This is a genomic window from Nocardia rhamnosiphila NBRC 108938 (assembly GCF_000720425.1).
GTDB lineage: Bacteria > Actinomycetota > Actinomycetes > Mycobacteriales > Mycobacteriaceae > Nocardia > Nocardia rhamnosiphila.
In genome coordinates this window covers 721,452-735,450 of record NZ_JOAJ01000003.1, presented here as the reverse complement: position 1 = coordinate 735,450, position 13,999 = coordinate 721,452, and the positions used below count along the sequence as shown (strand labels likewise).

At 69.6% G+C, this 13,999-nt stretch carries 14 protein-coding genes; 10 read left to right on the top strand and 4 right to left on the bottom strand.

Annotated elements, in window-relative coordinates; all coding sequences use genetic code 11:
- The first annotated feature begins 60 nt into the window (after positions 1-60).
- The 7 genes from IG75_RS0115250 to IG75_RS0115220 all read left to right on the top strand — a co-directional run bounded on the left by IG75_RS0115250 (position 61) and on the right by IG75_RS0115220 (position 8,638).
- Positions 61-249 (top strand): hypothetical protein, encoded by a 189-nt coding sequence (locus IG75_RS0115250; RefSeq protein ID WP_030521929.1) that lies wholly within the window; start codon positions 61-63, stop codon positions 247-249.
- Between the two features lie 34 nt (positions 250-283).
- Complete coding sequence (locus IG75_RS0115245; RefSeq protein WP_030521928.1) at positions 284-769, top strand: hypothetical protein; 486 nt, start codon at positions 284-286, stop codon at positions 767-769.
- Between the two features lie 702 nt (positions 770-1,471).
- Positions 1,472-2,698 carry a cysteine desulfurase family protein gene (locus tag IG75_RS0115240; protein ID WP_051714583.1) on the top strand — a complete coding sequence of 409 codons (1,227 nt, stop codon included), beginning with the start codon at positions 1,472-1,474 and terminating at the stop codon, positions 2,696-2,698.
- 3 nt (positions 2,699-2,701) lie between these two features.
- Positions 2,702-3,802: a tRNA 2-thiouridine(34) synthase MnmA gene (mnmA, locus tag IG75_RS0115235; RefSeq protein ID WP_030521926.1), complete on the top strand. Its 1,101-nt coding sequence runs from the start codon at positions 2,702-2,704 to the stop codon at positions 3,800-3,802.
- Positions 3,799-4,833 (top strand): methionine synthase, encoded by a 1,035-nt coding sequence (locus IG75_RS0115230; RefSeq protein WP_030521925.1) that lies wholly within the window; start codon positions 3,799-3,801, stop codon positions 4,831-4,833. The genes mnmA and IG75_RS0115230 overlap by 4 nt, the downstream gene beginning before the upstream one ends.
- A 341-nt stretch (positions 4,834-5,174) precedes the next feature.
- On the top strand, positions 5,175-7,319 hold the full coding sequence (gene ligA, locus IG75_RS0115225) for an NAD-dependent DNA ligase LigA (RefSeq protein ID WP_030521924.1): 2,145 nt from the start codon (positions 5,175-5,177) through the stop codon (positions 7,317-7,319).
- Between the two features lie 71 nt (positions 7,320-7,390).
- Entirely contained in the window at positions 7,391-8,638 is a 1,248-nt protein-coding gene (locus IG75_RS0115220) for an AAA family ATPase (RefSeq protein WP_030521923.1), read from the top strand.
- Between the two features lie 37 nt (positions 8,639-8,675).
- Here IG75_RS0115220 and IG75_RS0115215 read toward each other — a convergent pair whose 3' ends face one another.
- A complete protein-coding gene (locus tag IG75_RS0115215; RefSeq protein ID WP_030521922.1) occupies positions 8,676-8,879 on the bottom strand; it encodes a hypothetical protein in 204 nt (67 codons plus the stop codon).
- A 419-nt stretch (positions 8,880-9,298) separates the two neighbouring features.
- On the opposite strand from IG75_RS0115215, the gene IG75_RS0115210 reads away from it, so the two are divergent.
- Positions 9,299-9,634: a hypothetical protein gene (locus IG75_RS0115210; RefSeq protein WP_030521921.1), complete on the top strand. Its 336-nt coding sequence runs from the start codon at positions 9,299-9,301 to the stop codon at positions 9,632-9,634.
- 17 nt (positions 9,635-9,651) lie between these two features.
- Here IG75_RS0115210 and IG75_RS0115205 read toward each other — a convergent pair whose 3' ends face one another.
- On the bottom strand, positions 9,652-10,302 hold the full coding sequence (locus IG75_RS0115205) for an ACT domain-containing protein (RefSeq protein WP_030521920.1): 651 nt from the start codon (positions 10,300-10,302) through the stop codon (positions 9,652-9,654).
- Positions 10,303-10,605: 303 nt separating this feature from the next.
- On the opposite strand from IG75_RS0115205, the gene gatC reads away from it, so the two are divergent.
- The gene (gene gatC, locus IG75_RS0115195; protein WP_030521919.1) at positions 10,606-10,905 is read left to right on the top strand and encodes an Asp-tRNA(Asn)/Glu-tRNA(Gln) amidotransferase subunit GatC; all 300 of its coding nucleotides are present in this window, start codon (positions 10,606-10,608) and stop codon (positions 10,903-10,905) included.
- A complete protein-coding gene (gene gatA, locus IG75_RS0115190) occupies positions 10,902-12,380 on the top strand; it encodes an Asp-tRNA(Asn)/Glu-tRNA(Gln) amidotransferase subunit GatA (RefSeq protein WP_030521918.1) in 1,479 nt (492 codons plus the stop codon). Before gatC ends, gatA begins: the two co-directional genes overlap by 4 nt.
- An 80-nt stretch (positions 12,381-12,460) precedes the next feature.
- Here gatA and IG75_RS0115185 read toward each other — a convergent pair whose 3' ends face one another.
- Both IG75_RS0115185 and IG75_RS39855 read right to left on the bottom strand, forming a co-directional pair.
- Positions 12,461-12,904, bottom strand: a complete 444-nt coding sequence (locus IG75_RS0115185) for an SRPBCC domain-containing protein (RefSeq protein ID WP_030521917.1) — start codon at positions 12,902-12,904, stop codon at positions 12,461-12,463.
- A 41-nt stretch (positions 12,905-12,945) separates the two neighbouring features.
- The gene (locus IG75_RS39855; RefSeq protein WP_051714582.1) at positions 12,946-13,878 is read right to left on the bottom strand and encodes a hypothetical protein; all 933 of its coding nucleotides are present in this window, start codon (positions 13,876-13,878) and stop codon (positions 12,946-12,948) included.
- Positions 13,879-13,999: the final 121 nt, after the last annotated feature.

The window sequence follows — 13,999 nt, the reverse complement described above, 5'->3', positions numbered from 1 at the left end:
AGGCCCCTTTGCTAGGAACCAGTCTTAGCACACCCGCGGCAATCGTCGTTTACTCGGGTGATGTCCGGTCCCGACCTCGCGCTGCACGCCCTCACCACCGCCGGTACGCACCAGGACAACACCGACAGCGCGCAACTGCTCGCAGCCCGCTGCACTGCCGCCGAGGAGGCAGAGGAATGTCAGGAGTTCCTGACAGCCGATAAACTGTCAGGAAATTCAGGCAACAGATTCAAAGGCAGGTATGAGTAGAAGCACCGAAGATGGACAGCACAAGGGATGGATCATGCAGCTGTTCGCAGACGGCTACAGCGGCCGGGGATACAGCAGCGAAGGCATCCCGGTCACCCACACCCCGGATGGTTCGCCCATGGTCGACCGCGGGCACTATCGCGCCGAAGAGGAGATCACCGGCTGGCAGGTGGCATGCGTTGCGGAAGGTAGTGGGCGCATTCACTGGCGGGGCCCGGTCTGGGCACGAACACGGACAGCCGATGACGCCGATACCCACTACTGTTTCAACGATGGTCACGGATTCGCCGAGGACTCCGGCGCATTCGGAGATGCTGCGATGCGGGACTGGTACGCCCATATCCGCCCGTTCCAAGCGCTCCGACAGATCGAGGTGATCACCGACGAAATCGCCGAAGCCGAACACCGGCGCAATGAAGCTGTGCGTCAGGCCCGCGCAGGCGGAGCTTCTTGGACCGATATCGGCCGGGCCGCGCACATCACCCGGCAGTCCGCCCATGAGCGCTGGTCGAAACCGTGAGAACAATTCGCGTCGACGCTATCGAGATCGCGGCACTGCCCACTCCGGCAATCGAGGCGAGTCTGCACCACGACTTCTCACTCGTGCGTTCACCCCCTCGTGGCGAGCGAACAACGCCCGTGTCGCTGCCCGCTCCATCGTCGCCGGCGCGTACCCGTTGGCATGATCCGGGCCGTGACGACCCCGGGCTGGATTCGTTCGTCGACTCGGCACGACATCGTTCCTCCCGCGTCCGTCGCTCGGGTCGATTCGGCGAATGATCCACTCCCGCGCCTCGAAGCGGTCCATCAGCTTCGACAGCCGCGGAAGCTGTCACTGTTTCGGGCCGGCTCGCCGAGCCGCATGGTGACCTGATCCGTCATCGACATATGCCCAGCCCCCTCGAGGACGGATCCCGTCGGTACGTCGCGTGGCATGACGAGAGCAGCCGGCGGGCGCCCTTACTCCTCCTTCTCAGAGCAATAGACGAACTCAGCAGCCAGCCGGCTCCAACTGGGCCGCTCCCGGCCGGGGCGTGCCCATCTGTCGCGAGCCCCGGACGGCCGGTATGCCTGGCACCAAGTTCTCCACCGGGCGTGTGGCTCCGGAATGTCGGTGGTGCCTGCACTGTTGTGAATCGCATGCAGATCGTAGAAAAATCGTAGAAAGCAGGGGTAGACCCGAAAGATGTGCAGGTCAACGGTGGGATAGGCTTTGTCGGTCATGAAGTCGGCTTTCCCGGGTGCTGTCAGCGGTGTGCACACGACGGTCTACCTCGATCATGCGGCGACCACACCGATGCTGCCCGCCGCGATCGAGGCGATGACGGCTGCCTTCGCGCAGGTCGGAAACGCGTCCTCGCTGCACGGCTCGGGCCGGGCGGCCCGGCGCCGGCTGGAGGAGTCGCGCGAATCGATCGCCGCGGATCTCGGCGCCCGCCCCTCCGAGGTCATCCTCTGTTCCGGCGGGACCGAGAGCGACAATCTCGCGGTCAAAGGGATCTACTGGGCCCGGCGGGACGCGGACCCGCGCTGTAATCGGATCCTGGCCGCCGCCGTCGAGCACCACGCGGTGCTCGACGCCGTGGAATGGCTGGAGCGGCACGAGGGCGCCCAGGTCACCTGGTTGCCGGTGGACGCCGAGGGAATCGTCTCCCCGGAGACGCTGCGCGCCGAACTGGCCGCGCATCCCGGCGAGATCGCGCTGGTCACCGTGATGTGGGCCAACAACGAGGTCGGGGCGATCCAGCCGATCCGGGAGCTGGCCGAGATCGCGCGGGACGCCGGAGTGCCGATACACAGCGACGCGGTGCAGGCCGCCGCGCAGCTGCCGATCGATTTCGGTGCCGCCGGGCTTGCCGCCGCGAGTTTCGCCGGGCACAAACTGGGCGGGCCGCACGGCGTCGGCGTACTCCTGCTCGGCCGCCAGGTGGGTTGTGTGCCGCTGCTGCACGGCGGCGGCCACGAACGGGACCTGCGCTCGGGGACCTCGGATGTCGCGGCGGTGGCCGGGCTGGCCGCGGCCCTGCGGCAGACCGTGGCCGAGATGCCGGCCCGGTCCGCGGAACTGTCCGGACTGCGCGACGACCTGATCGCGGGCGTGCGGCAGGCCCTCCCGGACGCGATACTCAACGGACCCCACGACGACCGGCGGCTGCCCGGCAACGCGCACTTCACCTTCCCCGGCTGTGAGGGTGATTCGCTGCTGATGCTGCTGGATGCCGCGGGGATCGAATGTTCGACCGGTTCGGCGTGCACGGCCGGGGTGGCCTCGCCCAGTCATGTCCTGGTCGCGATGGGTGTCGGGGCCCGTGAAGCGCGGGGGTCGCTGCGGTTTTCCCTTGGACACACCTCGCAGCGGTCCGATATAGAGGCAGTACTGGAAGTACTGCCGCAGGTGGTGGAACGAGCCAGGGCCGCGGGTCTGGCCGGTGCGAGAGGAGGTGCGTAGCGTATGCGAGTGCTCGCCGCGATGAGTGGTGGAGTCGATTCCGCGGTGGCGGCGGCACGGGCCGTCGACGCCGGGCACGAGGTGGTCGGAGTGCATCTGGCGCTGTCGAGTGCGCCCGGTACGTTGCGCACCGGATCGCGCGGCTGCTGTTCGAAGGAGGACGCGGGCGATGCCCGCCGGGCCGCCGATGTGCTCGGCATCCCTTTCTACGTCTGGGATTTCGCCGACCGTTTCAAAGAAGACGTGATCGATGATTTCGTCGAGTCCTACGCGGCGGGGGAGACACCCAACCCCTGCCTGCGCTGCAACGAGAAGATCAAGTTCTCGGCGCTCGCCGACCGGGCGGTGGCGCTCGGCTTCGACGCGGTGGTCACCGGCCACTACGCCCGGCTCGCCGACGGTGTGCTGCGCCGGGCGGTCGACGCGGACAAGGACCAGTCCTATGTGCTCGCGGTGCTGACCGCCGAGCAGCTGTCGCGGGCCATGTTCCCGGTGGGGGATACGCCCAAGCCGCAGATCCGGGCCGAGGCGGCCGAACGAGGCCTCGCAGTCGCGAACAAGCCGGACAGCCACGACATCTGCTTCATCCCGTCCGGGGACACCCGGGCCTTCCTGGGCGCGAAGATCGGGATCCGCCCCGGCGCCATCGTCGACTCGGGCGGCGCGGAGCTGGGCCGGCACGAGGGCGTGCACGGATTCACCATCGGTCAGCGCAAGGGTCTGGGTCTGCCCGGGCCGGGCCCCGACGGCAAACCGCGCTACGTCACCGATATCGATCCCGATTCGGGCACCGTGCGCGTCGGCTCGGCCGACGATCTGCTGGTGTGGTCCATCGAGGCCGACCGGGCCATCTGGACCGGCGGTGCGGCACCCACCGAACCGTTCGACTGCGTGGTGCAGGTCCGCGCGCACGGCGGCACCGCGCCCGCGACCGCCGAGGCGGTCGGCGACGGTCTCGCGGTGCGGCTGCGCGAACCGCTCAGCGGGGTCGCGCGGGGGCAGGCCGTGGTGCTGTACCGGCCCGACAGCGCGGGTGACGCCGTGCTCGGCAGCGGCACCATCACCGCGACCGCGCGTACCGCGCCGGCGGGCGCACGACGATGAACCTGTCCGGTCTCCCGGCCGGGATCGCGACGGGGGTGGGGTCGTGGCCGGGTACCGATCCCCGGGAAGCCGCGACGGTGATCGTCGGCGAGCTGACCGGCCTGCCGCATCTGGTGGAACTACCGGCCCGCGGCGTGGGCGCGGATATGGTCGGGCGGGTATCGGCGCTGCTCGTGGATATGCGGTTCGACACCACCCCGCGTGGCTACCGACTGGCCGCCCGGCCGGGTTCGGTCTCGCGGCGTGCGAGTGATCTGCTGCGGACCGATCTGGATGCCCTCCAAGAAGCCTGGGAGAACGCCGGTCTGCGTGGATCCGGCCGCCCGGTGAAGGTGCAGGCCGCCGGGCCGCTGACCCTCGCCGCGCAGGTGGAGCTGGCCGGTGGGCACCGGGTACTCACCGATCGGGGCGCGGTACGCGATCTGGCCGAATCGCTGGCCGAGGGCCTGGCCGCGCATATCGCCGAGGTCGGGTCGCGGCTCGAGGCGGAGGTGGTGCTGCAGCTGGACGAACCGTCGCTGGGCGCCGTACTGGCCGGCTCGCTGCGTGGGGCGAGTGTGCTGAACACGGTTGCGGCCGTACCGGAGCCGGACGCACTGGCGATCCTGGAAACGGTGCTGGCATCCCAGGGTGTGCCCACGATGGTGCACAGTTGCGCGAGCCCGCCGCCACTGGCCTTCCTGGGGCAGACGTCCGCGGCCGCGCTGGGGTTCGATCTGGCCGCGGTCTCGGGTACCGCCGGTCTGGACGCGCTGGGGGAGGCGCTGGACGGGGGCAAACACCTGGTTCTCGGGCTGGTGCCCACCACGCGCCCCGCGGCCGCGCCGACCTGGCGGGAGATCGCCGAACCGGGCGCCCGGCTGGTCGATCGGCTCGGTTTCCCGCGCGCCGACCTGGCGCGGCGGGTGACGGTGAGTCCGGCCTGCGGTCTCGCGGCGGCACCGCTGAGCTGGGCCCGGGACGCGCTGTGCCTGGCCGTCGACACCGCGAAGGCCTTCGCGGAGGACCCGGAGTCCCTCGTCGCCGGGTGAGGCGAGCTTCGGGCGCTCGTCGCCGGGTGTTCCGATGACCCCGGTCGCGGCCGCTGCCGACACCGGCGGCAGGTTATCTCGCCACCCGGGCCGGGCGCGGGGGACCGAGCAGTGAAACTACGACGGGTCTCCGGTGTGCGGGTGGTCGGGAAGTGAAGCACTTCGGGGATCGGGAGACGGTGAGGTAGCGGCCGAGCGCGGTGGCCTGTCCGGCGGGCTGCCGGTACGTTTCCGCGGTCGCAGGCGTGCCGGTCACAGCGGGCCTCGGCGGGCCGGGAATACCGGGCGACGTGCGGTAACAGTGCTCGGGAGTGTCGGTGGGCTGGACTACCCTGCGAGATGTGAGTGACACCGTTGGCCCCATCGAACAGGACGATGTCCGCGGAGCAGCCGCTCCCGCCCCGGCCGCCGGCGAAGAGCGGGTGCGCTGGCAGGAGCTCGCCGATACGGTGCGCGAGCATCAGTTCCGCTACTACGTGCGGGACGCGCCGATCATCTCCGACGGCGAATTCGACACGCTGTTCCAGCAGCTGCTGGCGCTGGAGGAACGCCATCCCGACCTGCGCACGCCCGATTCACCGACGCAGCTGGTAGGCGGGGGTTTCGCCACCGATTTCACCCCCGTGGACCATCTCGAGCGGATGCTGTCGCTGGATAATGTGTTCTCCGCGGCGGATATGCGGTCCTGGGCGGCCCGCGTCGAGGAGGAGACCGGTCCGGACCTGCACTATCTGTGTGAGGTGAAGATCGACGGGGTGGCGTTGAACCTGGTGTATCGCAACGGGAAACTGGAGCGCGGCGCGACCCGGGGCGACGGGCGCACGGGCGAGGACGTCACCCTCAATGCCCGCACCATCGAGGACATCCCGCGCGAACTGAACGCCGATAAAGAGTTCCCGATCCCGGGCCTGCTGGAAGTGCGCGGTGAGGTGTACTTCCGGCTGGAGGATTTCGAAACGCTCAATGCGGCGATCGTGGCCGAGGGCAAACCGCCCTACGCCAACCCCCGCAACACCGCGGCCGGTTCGCTGCGGCAGAAGGACCCCTCGGTCACCGCGCGGCGGCGGCTGCGAATGATCTGCCACGGGCTCGGGCGCACCGAGGGGTTCACGCCGCGGTCCCAGCACGAGGCCTACCGCGCGCTGGCGGCCTGGGGCCTGCCGGTCTCCGCGCACACCCGCCTGGTGCAGGGGGTGGACGCGGTACTCGAGCGGATCTCCTACTGGGCCGAGCACCGCCACGATATCGAGCACGAGATCGACGGCCTGGTGGTGAAGGTCGACGAACTGTCGCTGCAGCGGCGGCTCGGCGCCACCTCGCGGGCCCCGCGCTGGGCGATCGCCTACAAGTACCCGCCCGAGGAGGCCACCACCACGCTGCGCAATATCGCGGTGAACGTGGGCCGGACCGGCCGGGTCACCCCGTTCGCGATGATGGAGCCCGTCGTGATCGCCGGTTCCACCGTCTCCATGGCGACCCTGCACAATGCGGCCGAGGTCGTGCGCAAGGGGGTGCTGATCGGGGATACGGTCACCATCCGGAAGGCCGGGGACGTGATTCCCGAGGTGCTGGGTCCGGTGGTGGACGCCCGCACCGGCGACGAGCGGGCCTTCGTGATGCCCACCCACTGCCCCGAATGCGGGACCGAACTCGCCTACGAGAAAGAGGGCGACGCCGATATCCGTTGTCCCAACCAGCGGAGCTGTCCCGCGCAGCTGCGGGAGCGGGTGTTCCATGTGGCCGGTCGTGGCGCCTTCGATATCGAGGCATTGGGTTACGAGGCGGCGATCGCGCTGCTGAATTCCGGCGCTATCACCGACGAGGGCGATCTGTTCGATCTCGACGCCGACCGGCTGCGCAACGTCGCGCTGTTCGTGAACAAGAACGGCAGCCTCTCGGCGAACGGCAACCGGCTGCTGAGCAACCTGGCCGCCGCCAAGGACCGGCCGCTGTGGCGGGTCCTGGTCGCGCTGTCCATCCGGCATGTCGGGCCGACCGCCGCGCGGGCGCTCGCGGCCGAATTCGGCAGTCTGGAACGGATCGAACAGGCATCGCTGGACGAGCTGGCGGCCGCCGAGGGCGTCGGGCCGACCATCGCCACCGCCGTCGCGGAGTGGTTCGCGGTCGACTGGCATCGCGCCATCGTGGACAAATGGCGGGCCGCGGGGGTACGGATGGAGGACGAACGCGACGAATCCATCCCCCGCACGCTCGAGGGCCTGTCCATCGTGGTGACCGGCTCGCTGGAGGGATTCTCCCGCGACGGCGCCAAGGAAGCGATCCTGCTGCGCGGGGGTAAGGCCGCGGGGTCGGTATCGAAGAAGACGGCCTTCGTCGTGATCGGGGAATCGCCCGGGTCCAAGGCCGCCAAGGCCGAGGAACTCGGGGTGCCGATCCTGGACGAGGACGGGTTCCGCGTCCTGCTCGAATCCGGCCCGGACGCGGTCGGGTCCGGGCCGGTAACGGAGGCCGAATCGGCGGAGTAACGGCGGCGCGGTCGGGGACACGACCGGTACCGATCCTGCGGGACCGGGTCCCTACACGGCAGGATGGCGGGATGTTGCGCAGTTTTCGGGTGTCCAACCACAAATCGCTGGCGGATCTACAGGAATTGCGGTTGACCCGCGGCGCGACCGCGCCGGTCGCGGTACCGGTGACCGCCGTCCACGGCGGCCCGGCCGCCGGTAAATCCAATCTGGTCGACGCCCTGGGGCATATGCGGGACGCGGTGTTGCACTCGGTGAGCGGCTGGGACCCCTACGCCGGTCCGGTTCGGGCTCCCCATCTCGCGCTGCCCGGGCAGCCGAGCGATTTCGAGGCCGTATTCGTGGCCGAGGGCGTGCCCTACACTTACGGCCTCCGGTTGGACGCCGCCGATGTCGCCGCCGAATGGCTCTACAGCCATCCGCGGTCCCGCAAGCGGATCGTTTTCGAACGCGAGGGTGAGGCGATCCGGGTCGGGCCGATGTTCGAGCCGGCGCGGTTCGGGATCACCGCGCTGGTGCCGCTGGTACGCCCGAACGCCCTGCTGCTGAGCCTGGCCGGGCAGATGTACGCCGAGGCGCTGGTCCCGGCCTACCGGTGGTTCGAGACCATGCTCGAGGTGTCGGCCGGTTCCGCCGATATCGCCTCGATCGAGCTGCGGCTGGGTTCGCATCTGTCGCGCTCCACCGAGAACGCCGCCCGGCTACTGACCCTGCTGCAATCCGCGGACCTCGGTATCACCGATCTGCTGATCGCCCAGAACGACCCCGGCTACGCCGACTACCTGCGCGATCTCGACGCCGATATCGCCGTACTCGGGGAACAGATCGATCGCGCGGCCGGCTCGGCGGCCTATGCCGCGCAGCTGGAACAGGACAGCGGTTTGAACGCCACTCAGCTGGCCCGCGAACTGACCAATATGCGCAATGCGCGCGATGCGCTCTACACCCGGATGGTCGGGCGGCACGGTGTCGGGCTGCGGCTCGTACACGCCGATGTGGAGCCCGTTTTCACCCTGGCCGAGGAATCCTCGGCGACCCGGGCCCTGCTGCGGTTGCTACCGATACTGCTCGACTCGCTCGACGCGGGGAAAGTGCTCGTGGTCGACGATATCGGCGCGCGGCTGACGGTGGAGGAGACCGACCGGCTCGTGCAGCTGTTCCAGAATCCGGAAACCAATACGCGCGGTGCGCAACTGGTGTACACCACCGGTGATCGGGCACTGGTGGACCGGGGAAACGGCCGCTCCGCGCGGACCCGCACCAGTGTCTGGACCGTCCGGCGTGCCGCGGGCGGTGCCAGTACTCTCACGGTGTCCTGACTCCCGGCCGCCGCGGGGCGGCGACCGGGATCCGGTTCTACCGGCTGGGTTCCGGCAGGTTGCAGCCCATCTTCGGGTTGAGGCCGACGTAATTGAGTGGACCGGCCACCACGGTCACCGCCAGCGTCGCGAAGTGGGAGCACTGCTCCGGTGGATCGTTGAAATAGCCCCGTTGCCACGCGGCGACGATCCCCGCCACGAACCAGACCAGTACTACGAGGCTTGCTACTCGGCTACCCATTGCACCTGCTCGAATCGTTGATTCCGGCATGACGATCGCTTCCTTCCATGTCCGGTGGATCTGAAATACCCCGTCCCGCACGACTCATGCGCGGGCGCGTCGGTCTCGCAGAAGTGATGGTCGGCGGGCCGGGCGGCCGAACTTTCGCCGTCGCATCGTCATTCGTCCGAACAAGTCACCGGTGCGTAAGGCAGAAGCCCGGCTGTGGTGCCGGCTGTCCTGGTGCGCGGCCGGCGAGCCGGATTCCATCAGTGCGGGACCAGGCCGTATTTCCCGTCCGGGCGGTGCGGGAAATACGGGCCGCGTGGCATGCCCGGGCGCCGCCACGGCGACTTCCCTCGGGAGTGGTGTGCGCCACGGAATCGCGACGCCCCGGGCGTCGGCGGCCGGCGCGACGCTGCGGGGCCTAGCATGGTGGAGTGTTCGAACTGGCGATGCTGGCGATCATGGTGGCCGCACTGGTGGGAATGCTCGTGCTGGTGTTCCGCGGGCGGCGGGGTGGGCGTATGCCCGCGGACGCGGAGATCGGTTCGCTGTATCTGACGGGGGTGAGTCCGCGTCCCGAGGCGATGGGCGAGCAGTTCGTCACCGTCACGGGGAACCTGTCCGGGCCGTCCGAGCCGGGGAAGGTGGTCTACGGGCGCATGGTGTGGGATGCGGCCTATTGGCCGTCGGTCGGGGACACGCTCACCGTCGCCTACCCACCGGGTAGGCCGGATCGGTGGCGCATCGTCGAGCCGGGCGCCGAGCGGTAGTTCACCGCCGGCGGGACTCAGCCCAGGACGGTGGCGACGATTCCGGCGAGGTAGCCCAGCCGCGCGATCTCCGAGGGTCGGAAATCGGGCCCGCCGGGACGGCCGAGCAGGAGTGCCTTGCTGGAGGTTCCGAGCGGCGCGGCGGCCAGTTTGGTGTCCATATCGCGCCAGATCTCGGGGACCCAGTCGGCATTGCCGTCGAGCGCGGTCGGTTTCTGCAGCGGCATCCACGGCACCGACGCCGCCTGGGTCTGCGGCGCGCTCTGACTGCCCACCACGCGGTAGGCGCCGTGCGTCCCCATGTCCAGGACGGTGCTCCAGCCGACCCGCAGCACCCGCGGGGCCCCGTCGACCAGCACCTGGAGCCGATCGTCGCGGGCGTTGGCCACATTGTCGATCAATTCGAGCTCGCGATGGGTGTCGAGCACGCCGGAGTAGGGGCGGATGGAATCGACGCGGACATCGCCGAGCGATTCCGCGGCGGTGATGAGGGTGTCGGGCAGGGCGTTGGGGGCGATCTCGACCACGAGATCGTCGACCGCGTAGCCGGCACCACGCTCCACCACGTCCAGGGAAAGGATATCGGCGCCGACCGTTCCCAACGCTACGGCTAGCGACCCGAGGCTTCCCGGACGATCCGGAAGTTGCACGCGGAGCAGATAAGACACGTGCGTTTCCCTTTCCTTCTGCGGCCGAGGCTTACAACGAATACCCGGTCTGCCCATCCTTACACCCATTGCCGGGGGTTATCGAGTCGAATTGTGCGCCCGGAACGGGGGTCACAGGTGGCGAATGGTGTGAAATGCGTAACTTTCAGATTTCGGCGCGGCCTGCGGCCGGCTCCGGCGGACCCTCGCGCGGACCGGTGGCCGCGGCCCGCGCGGCCTGCCGGGTAGCCCGGTCCGGCCACACCATTAGGCTGTTCGATGCTTGTGATCCGCAGTCCAAACTATCGCCGAAAGGGGTTCGCGGTGACCGCCATCTCCCGCGACGAGGTCGCACACCTCGCCCGGCTGTCCAGGCTCGCCCTGTCCGAGGACGAACTCGACCAGTTCGCCGGGCAGCTGGATTCGATCCTCAGCCATGTGCGGACCATCTCCGAGGTCGCCGCCGCCGATGTCCCGGCCACCGCGTCGCCGGATCCGGTGACAAACGTGACCCGCCCCGACGAGGTTCGCCCCGGTCTCACTCCGGATCAGGCGCTGTCCGGCGCACCCGCCGCCGAGGAACAGCGGTTCCTGGTTCCGCAGATCCTGGGGGAGGCCGAATGAGCGCGAGCGAACTGACCCGGCTCGGCGCGGCCGACCTCGCGAGCCGCATCCACGGTGGCGAAGTCTCCTCGGTGGAGGTGACCCGGGCCCATCTGGACCGGATCGCCGAGGTCGACGGGGAGTACCACGCCTTCCTGCACGTCGCGGAAGAGCAGGCGCTCGCCGCCGCGGCCGAGGTGGACGCCGCCCTGTCCGCCGGTGAGGTGCCCGCCTCGCCGCTGGCGGGGGTGCCGCTGGCACTCAAGGACGTGTTCACCACGACCGATATGCCCACCACCTGCGCGTCGAAGATCCTCGAGAACTGGGTCGCACCCTACGACGCCACGCTGACCACCCGGCTGCGGGCCGCCGGGATCCCGATCCTGGGCAAGACCAATATGGACGAGTTCGCGATGGGCTCCTCCACCGAGAACTCCGCCTACGGGCCGACCCGCAACCCGTGGGACACCACCCGGATCCCCGGCGGCTCCGGCGGCGGTTCGGCGGCGGCGCTGGCGTCTTATCAGGCGCCGCTGGCCATCGGCACCGACACCGGCGGCTCGATCCGGCAGCCGGCCGCGGTCACCGCGACCGTCGGCACCAAGCCCACCTACGGCACCGTGTCCCGGTACGGACTCGTCGCCTGCGCGTCCTCGCTCGACCAGGGCGGTCCATGCGGCCGGACGGTGCTGGACACCGCTCTGCTGCACGAGGTGATCGCCGGACACGATCCGCGCGATTCCACCTCCCGTGACGTCGCGGTCCCGGCCGTGGTCGACGCTGCCCGGAAGGGCGCGTCGGGGGATCTGCGCGGGGTGAAGATCGGCGTGGTGAAGGAACTGCACTCCGACAGCTACCAGCACGGTGTGCTCGCCTCCTTCGACGCCGCGGTCGGCGTGCTGAAGGATCTGGGCGCCGAAGTGGTCGAGGTGTCCTGCCCGCATTTCGAGTACGCCCTGGCGTCCTACTATCTGATCCTGCCCAGCGAGGTCTCCTCCAACCTGGCCCGGTTCGATGCCATGCGCTACGGCCTGCGGGTGGCCGACGACGGTCACCACAGCGCCGAGCAGGTCATGGCCGCGACCCGCGCCGCCGGATTCGGTCCGGAGGTCAAACGACGGATCATGATCGGCACCTACGCGCTCTCGGCGGGCTACTACGACGCCTACTACGGCCAGGCGCTCAAGGTCCGCACGCTGATCGCGCGTGATTTCGACAAGGCCTACGAGCAGGTGGACGTGCTGGTCTCCCCGACCAGTCCGTTCACGCCGTGGAAGCTGGGCGAGAAGGTCGACGATCCGCTGGCCATGTACCTGTCCGACCTGTGCACCCTGCCCACCAACCTGGCCGGGCATCCGGCCATGTCGGTCCCGTCCGGACTGAGCGGCGACGACGGGATGCCGGTGGGTCTGCAGATCATGGCGCCGGCGCTGGCCGACGACCGGTTGTACCGGGTGGGCGCGGCCTATGAGGCGGCCCGCGGCGATATCGCCTGATACCGGTCCGCCGGGAACGGCGAGAGTTCACCGAGGGCGGTGGTCCGAATGGACCACCGCCCTCGGTGTTCCTGGGCGGATCAGCGGGCGTGCCGCCGCTCGGCTTCCCGTTCGACCGCGGTGGTCATCCCGGGAAACCCCTTCTTGAATCCGCGCCCGAACAGCAGGCCGACCAGCGGGGCGAGCCAGCCGTCGAGTTCGAAATGGGATTCGTAGCGGGTGCGGTCACCGGCCAGCGGGGTCAGCGTGTGCGAGCGTTTGCTGCGCAGCGCGCCGAGGGGGATCGGTTTCATGGAGTAGCTGAATTCCCGGCCCGCGGTGACGCTGCGGATCCATTCGCGCATCCGGATCGGCCGGGGCGCGAGCTGCTCGACCCTCATATCGATCGGCGCACCCACCGTCAGATCCGCCCGGCAGCGGCTGATGAATGGATTCCAGTCGCCGTACCGGTCGAAATCGGTGAGCACCGACCACACCACCTCGGCAGGAGCGTCCACCTCGACCACGTCGTCCACAACAAGCACGTCCCCAAATTAGAACGTGTTTCAAGTCGGGTCAACCGTGGTCAGCCGGTCCGGGCGAGTGGCGGCGTGGCGGCCGGCAACAGCTGCACCCCGGCCGGAAACGCGGGGTCGGGTGGGGCGGCCGCGGGCGGGGTCGCGAAGCCGGGCAACCGTCGGGCATACGGCAGCAGCAGACGGGTGAACGCGGGCCGCGGCAGGCCGGTGGCGCGGCCGGGCCGGACGGCCCCGACCGGGATGCGGACACCGGGTGCCGTCGTGCGCCGGATCCGTCGGTGCAGGCGGCGGATCCCGAAGACCAGGGCGGCCATCGTCGCCAGGCCGAGCGCGACCGCGCGCAGCAGCCAGGGCCGGGTCGGATGATCCGTGGCGGCCTGGGCCGCCACCTGGCTCAAAGTCTCCACCACCGGGACCCCGTAGTGCTGCCGGCGCGAATTCAACTCCACCGCGGTGGCCGCGATCCCGGCCAGCGTCTCGCAGCGGGTGCGCACCACCGGTTCGGTATGCGTTTCGCAGGCCTGGTGCAGCCGGACGCTCAACGTCCGGTCCAGGGCCTGCCGGGCCCACGGCCCCAGTGGGGCGCCGGTGCGATCGGCGTATCGCAGCAGGTCGTACCCGAGGTCGTGGGCCATACAGGCGGTATCGAATTCCGGTGGCAGCTCGACCGGTGAGGAACAGCTGCCGTCCGGAGCCACGAGCACGCCCTGCCGGACGACGGGCTGGTAGCCGAGCCGGTCCGCGAAATCCCGCGGGATGGCCGCCACGGTGTCCATCACCGCGTCACCCGAGGTCAGATCCACCACCGCCAGCCCGGCCGGTGCCGTGACCGAACCGTCGATACCGACGGCCTCGGAGGTCGGCGCCGGCACGGCGGTGATCACCAGACCGAACAGCGCGGCACCGGTGAACGCCGGCAGCGAGATCCGCCGGAACCGGCGCCGGGGCCGGCGCGGGTGATCGTTACGGGGTGAAGCCATGGTGGGACACCTTAAGCGTTACGGAGTGGTGGGCCCGCACGGCAGGTCCCGCTCCCGATAGCCACGACCGCCGCGGTGGCAGCCCGCATCCGGCCGGCAAACCCGGCGCCGCGACGGTAGC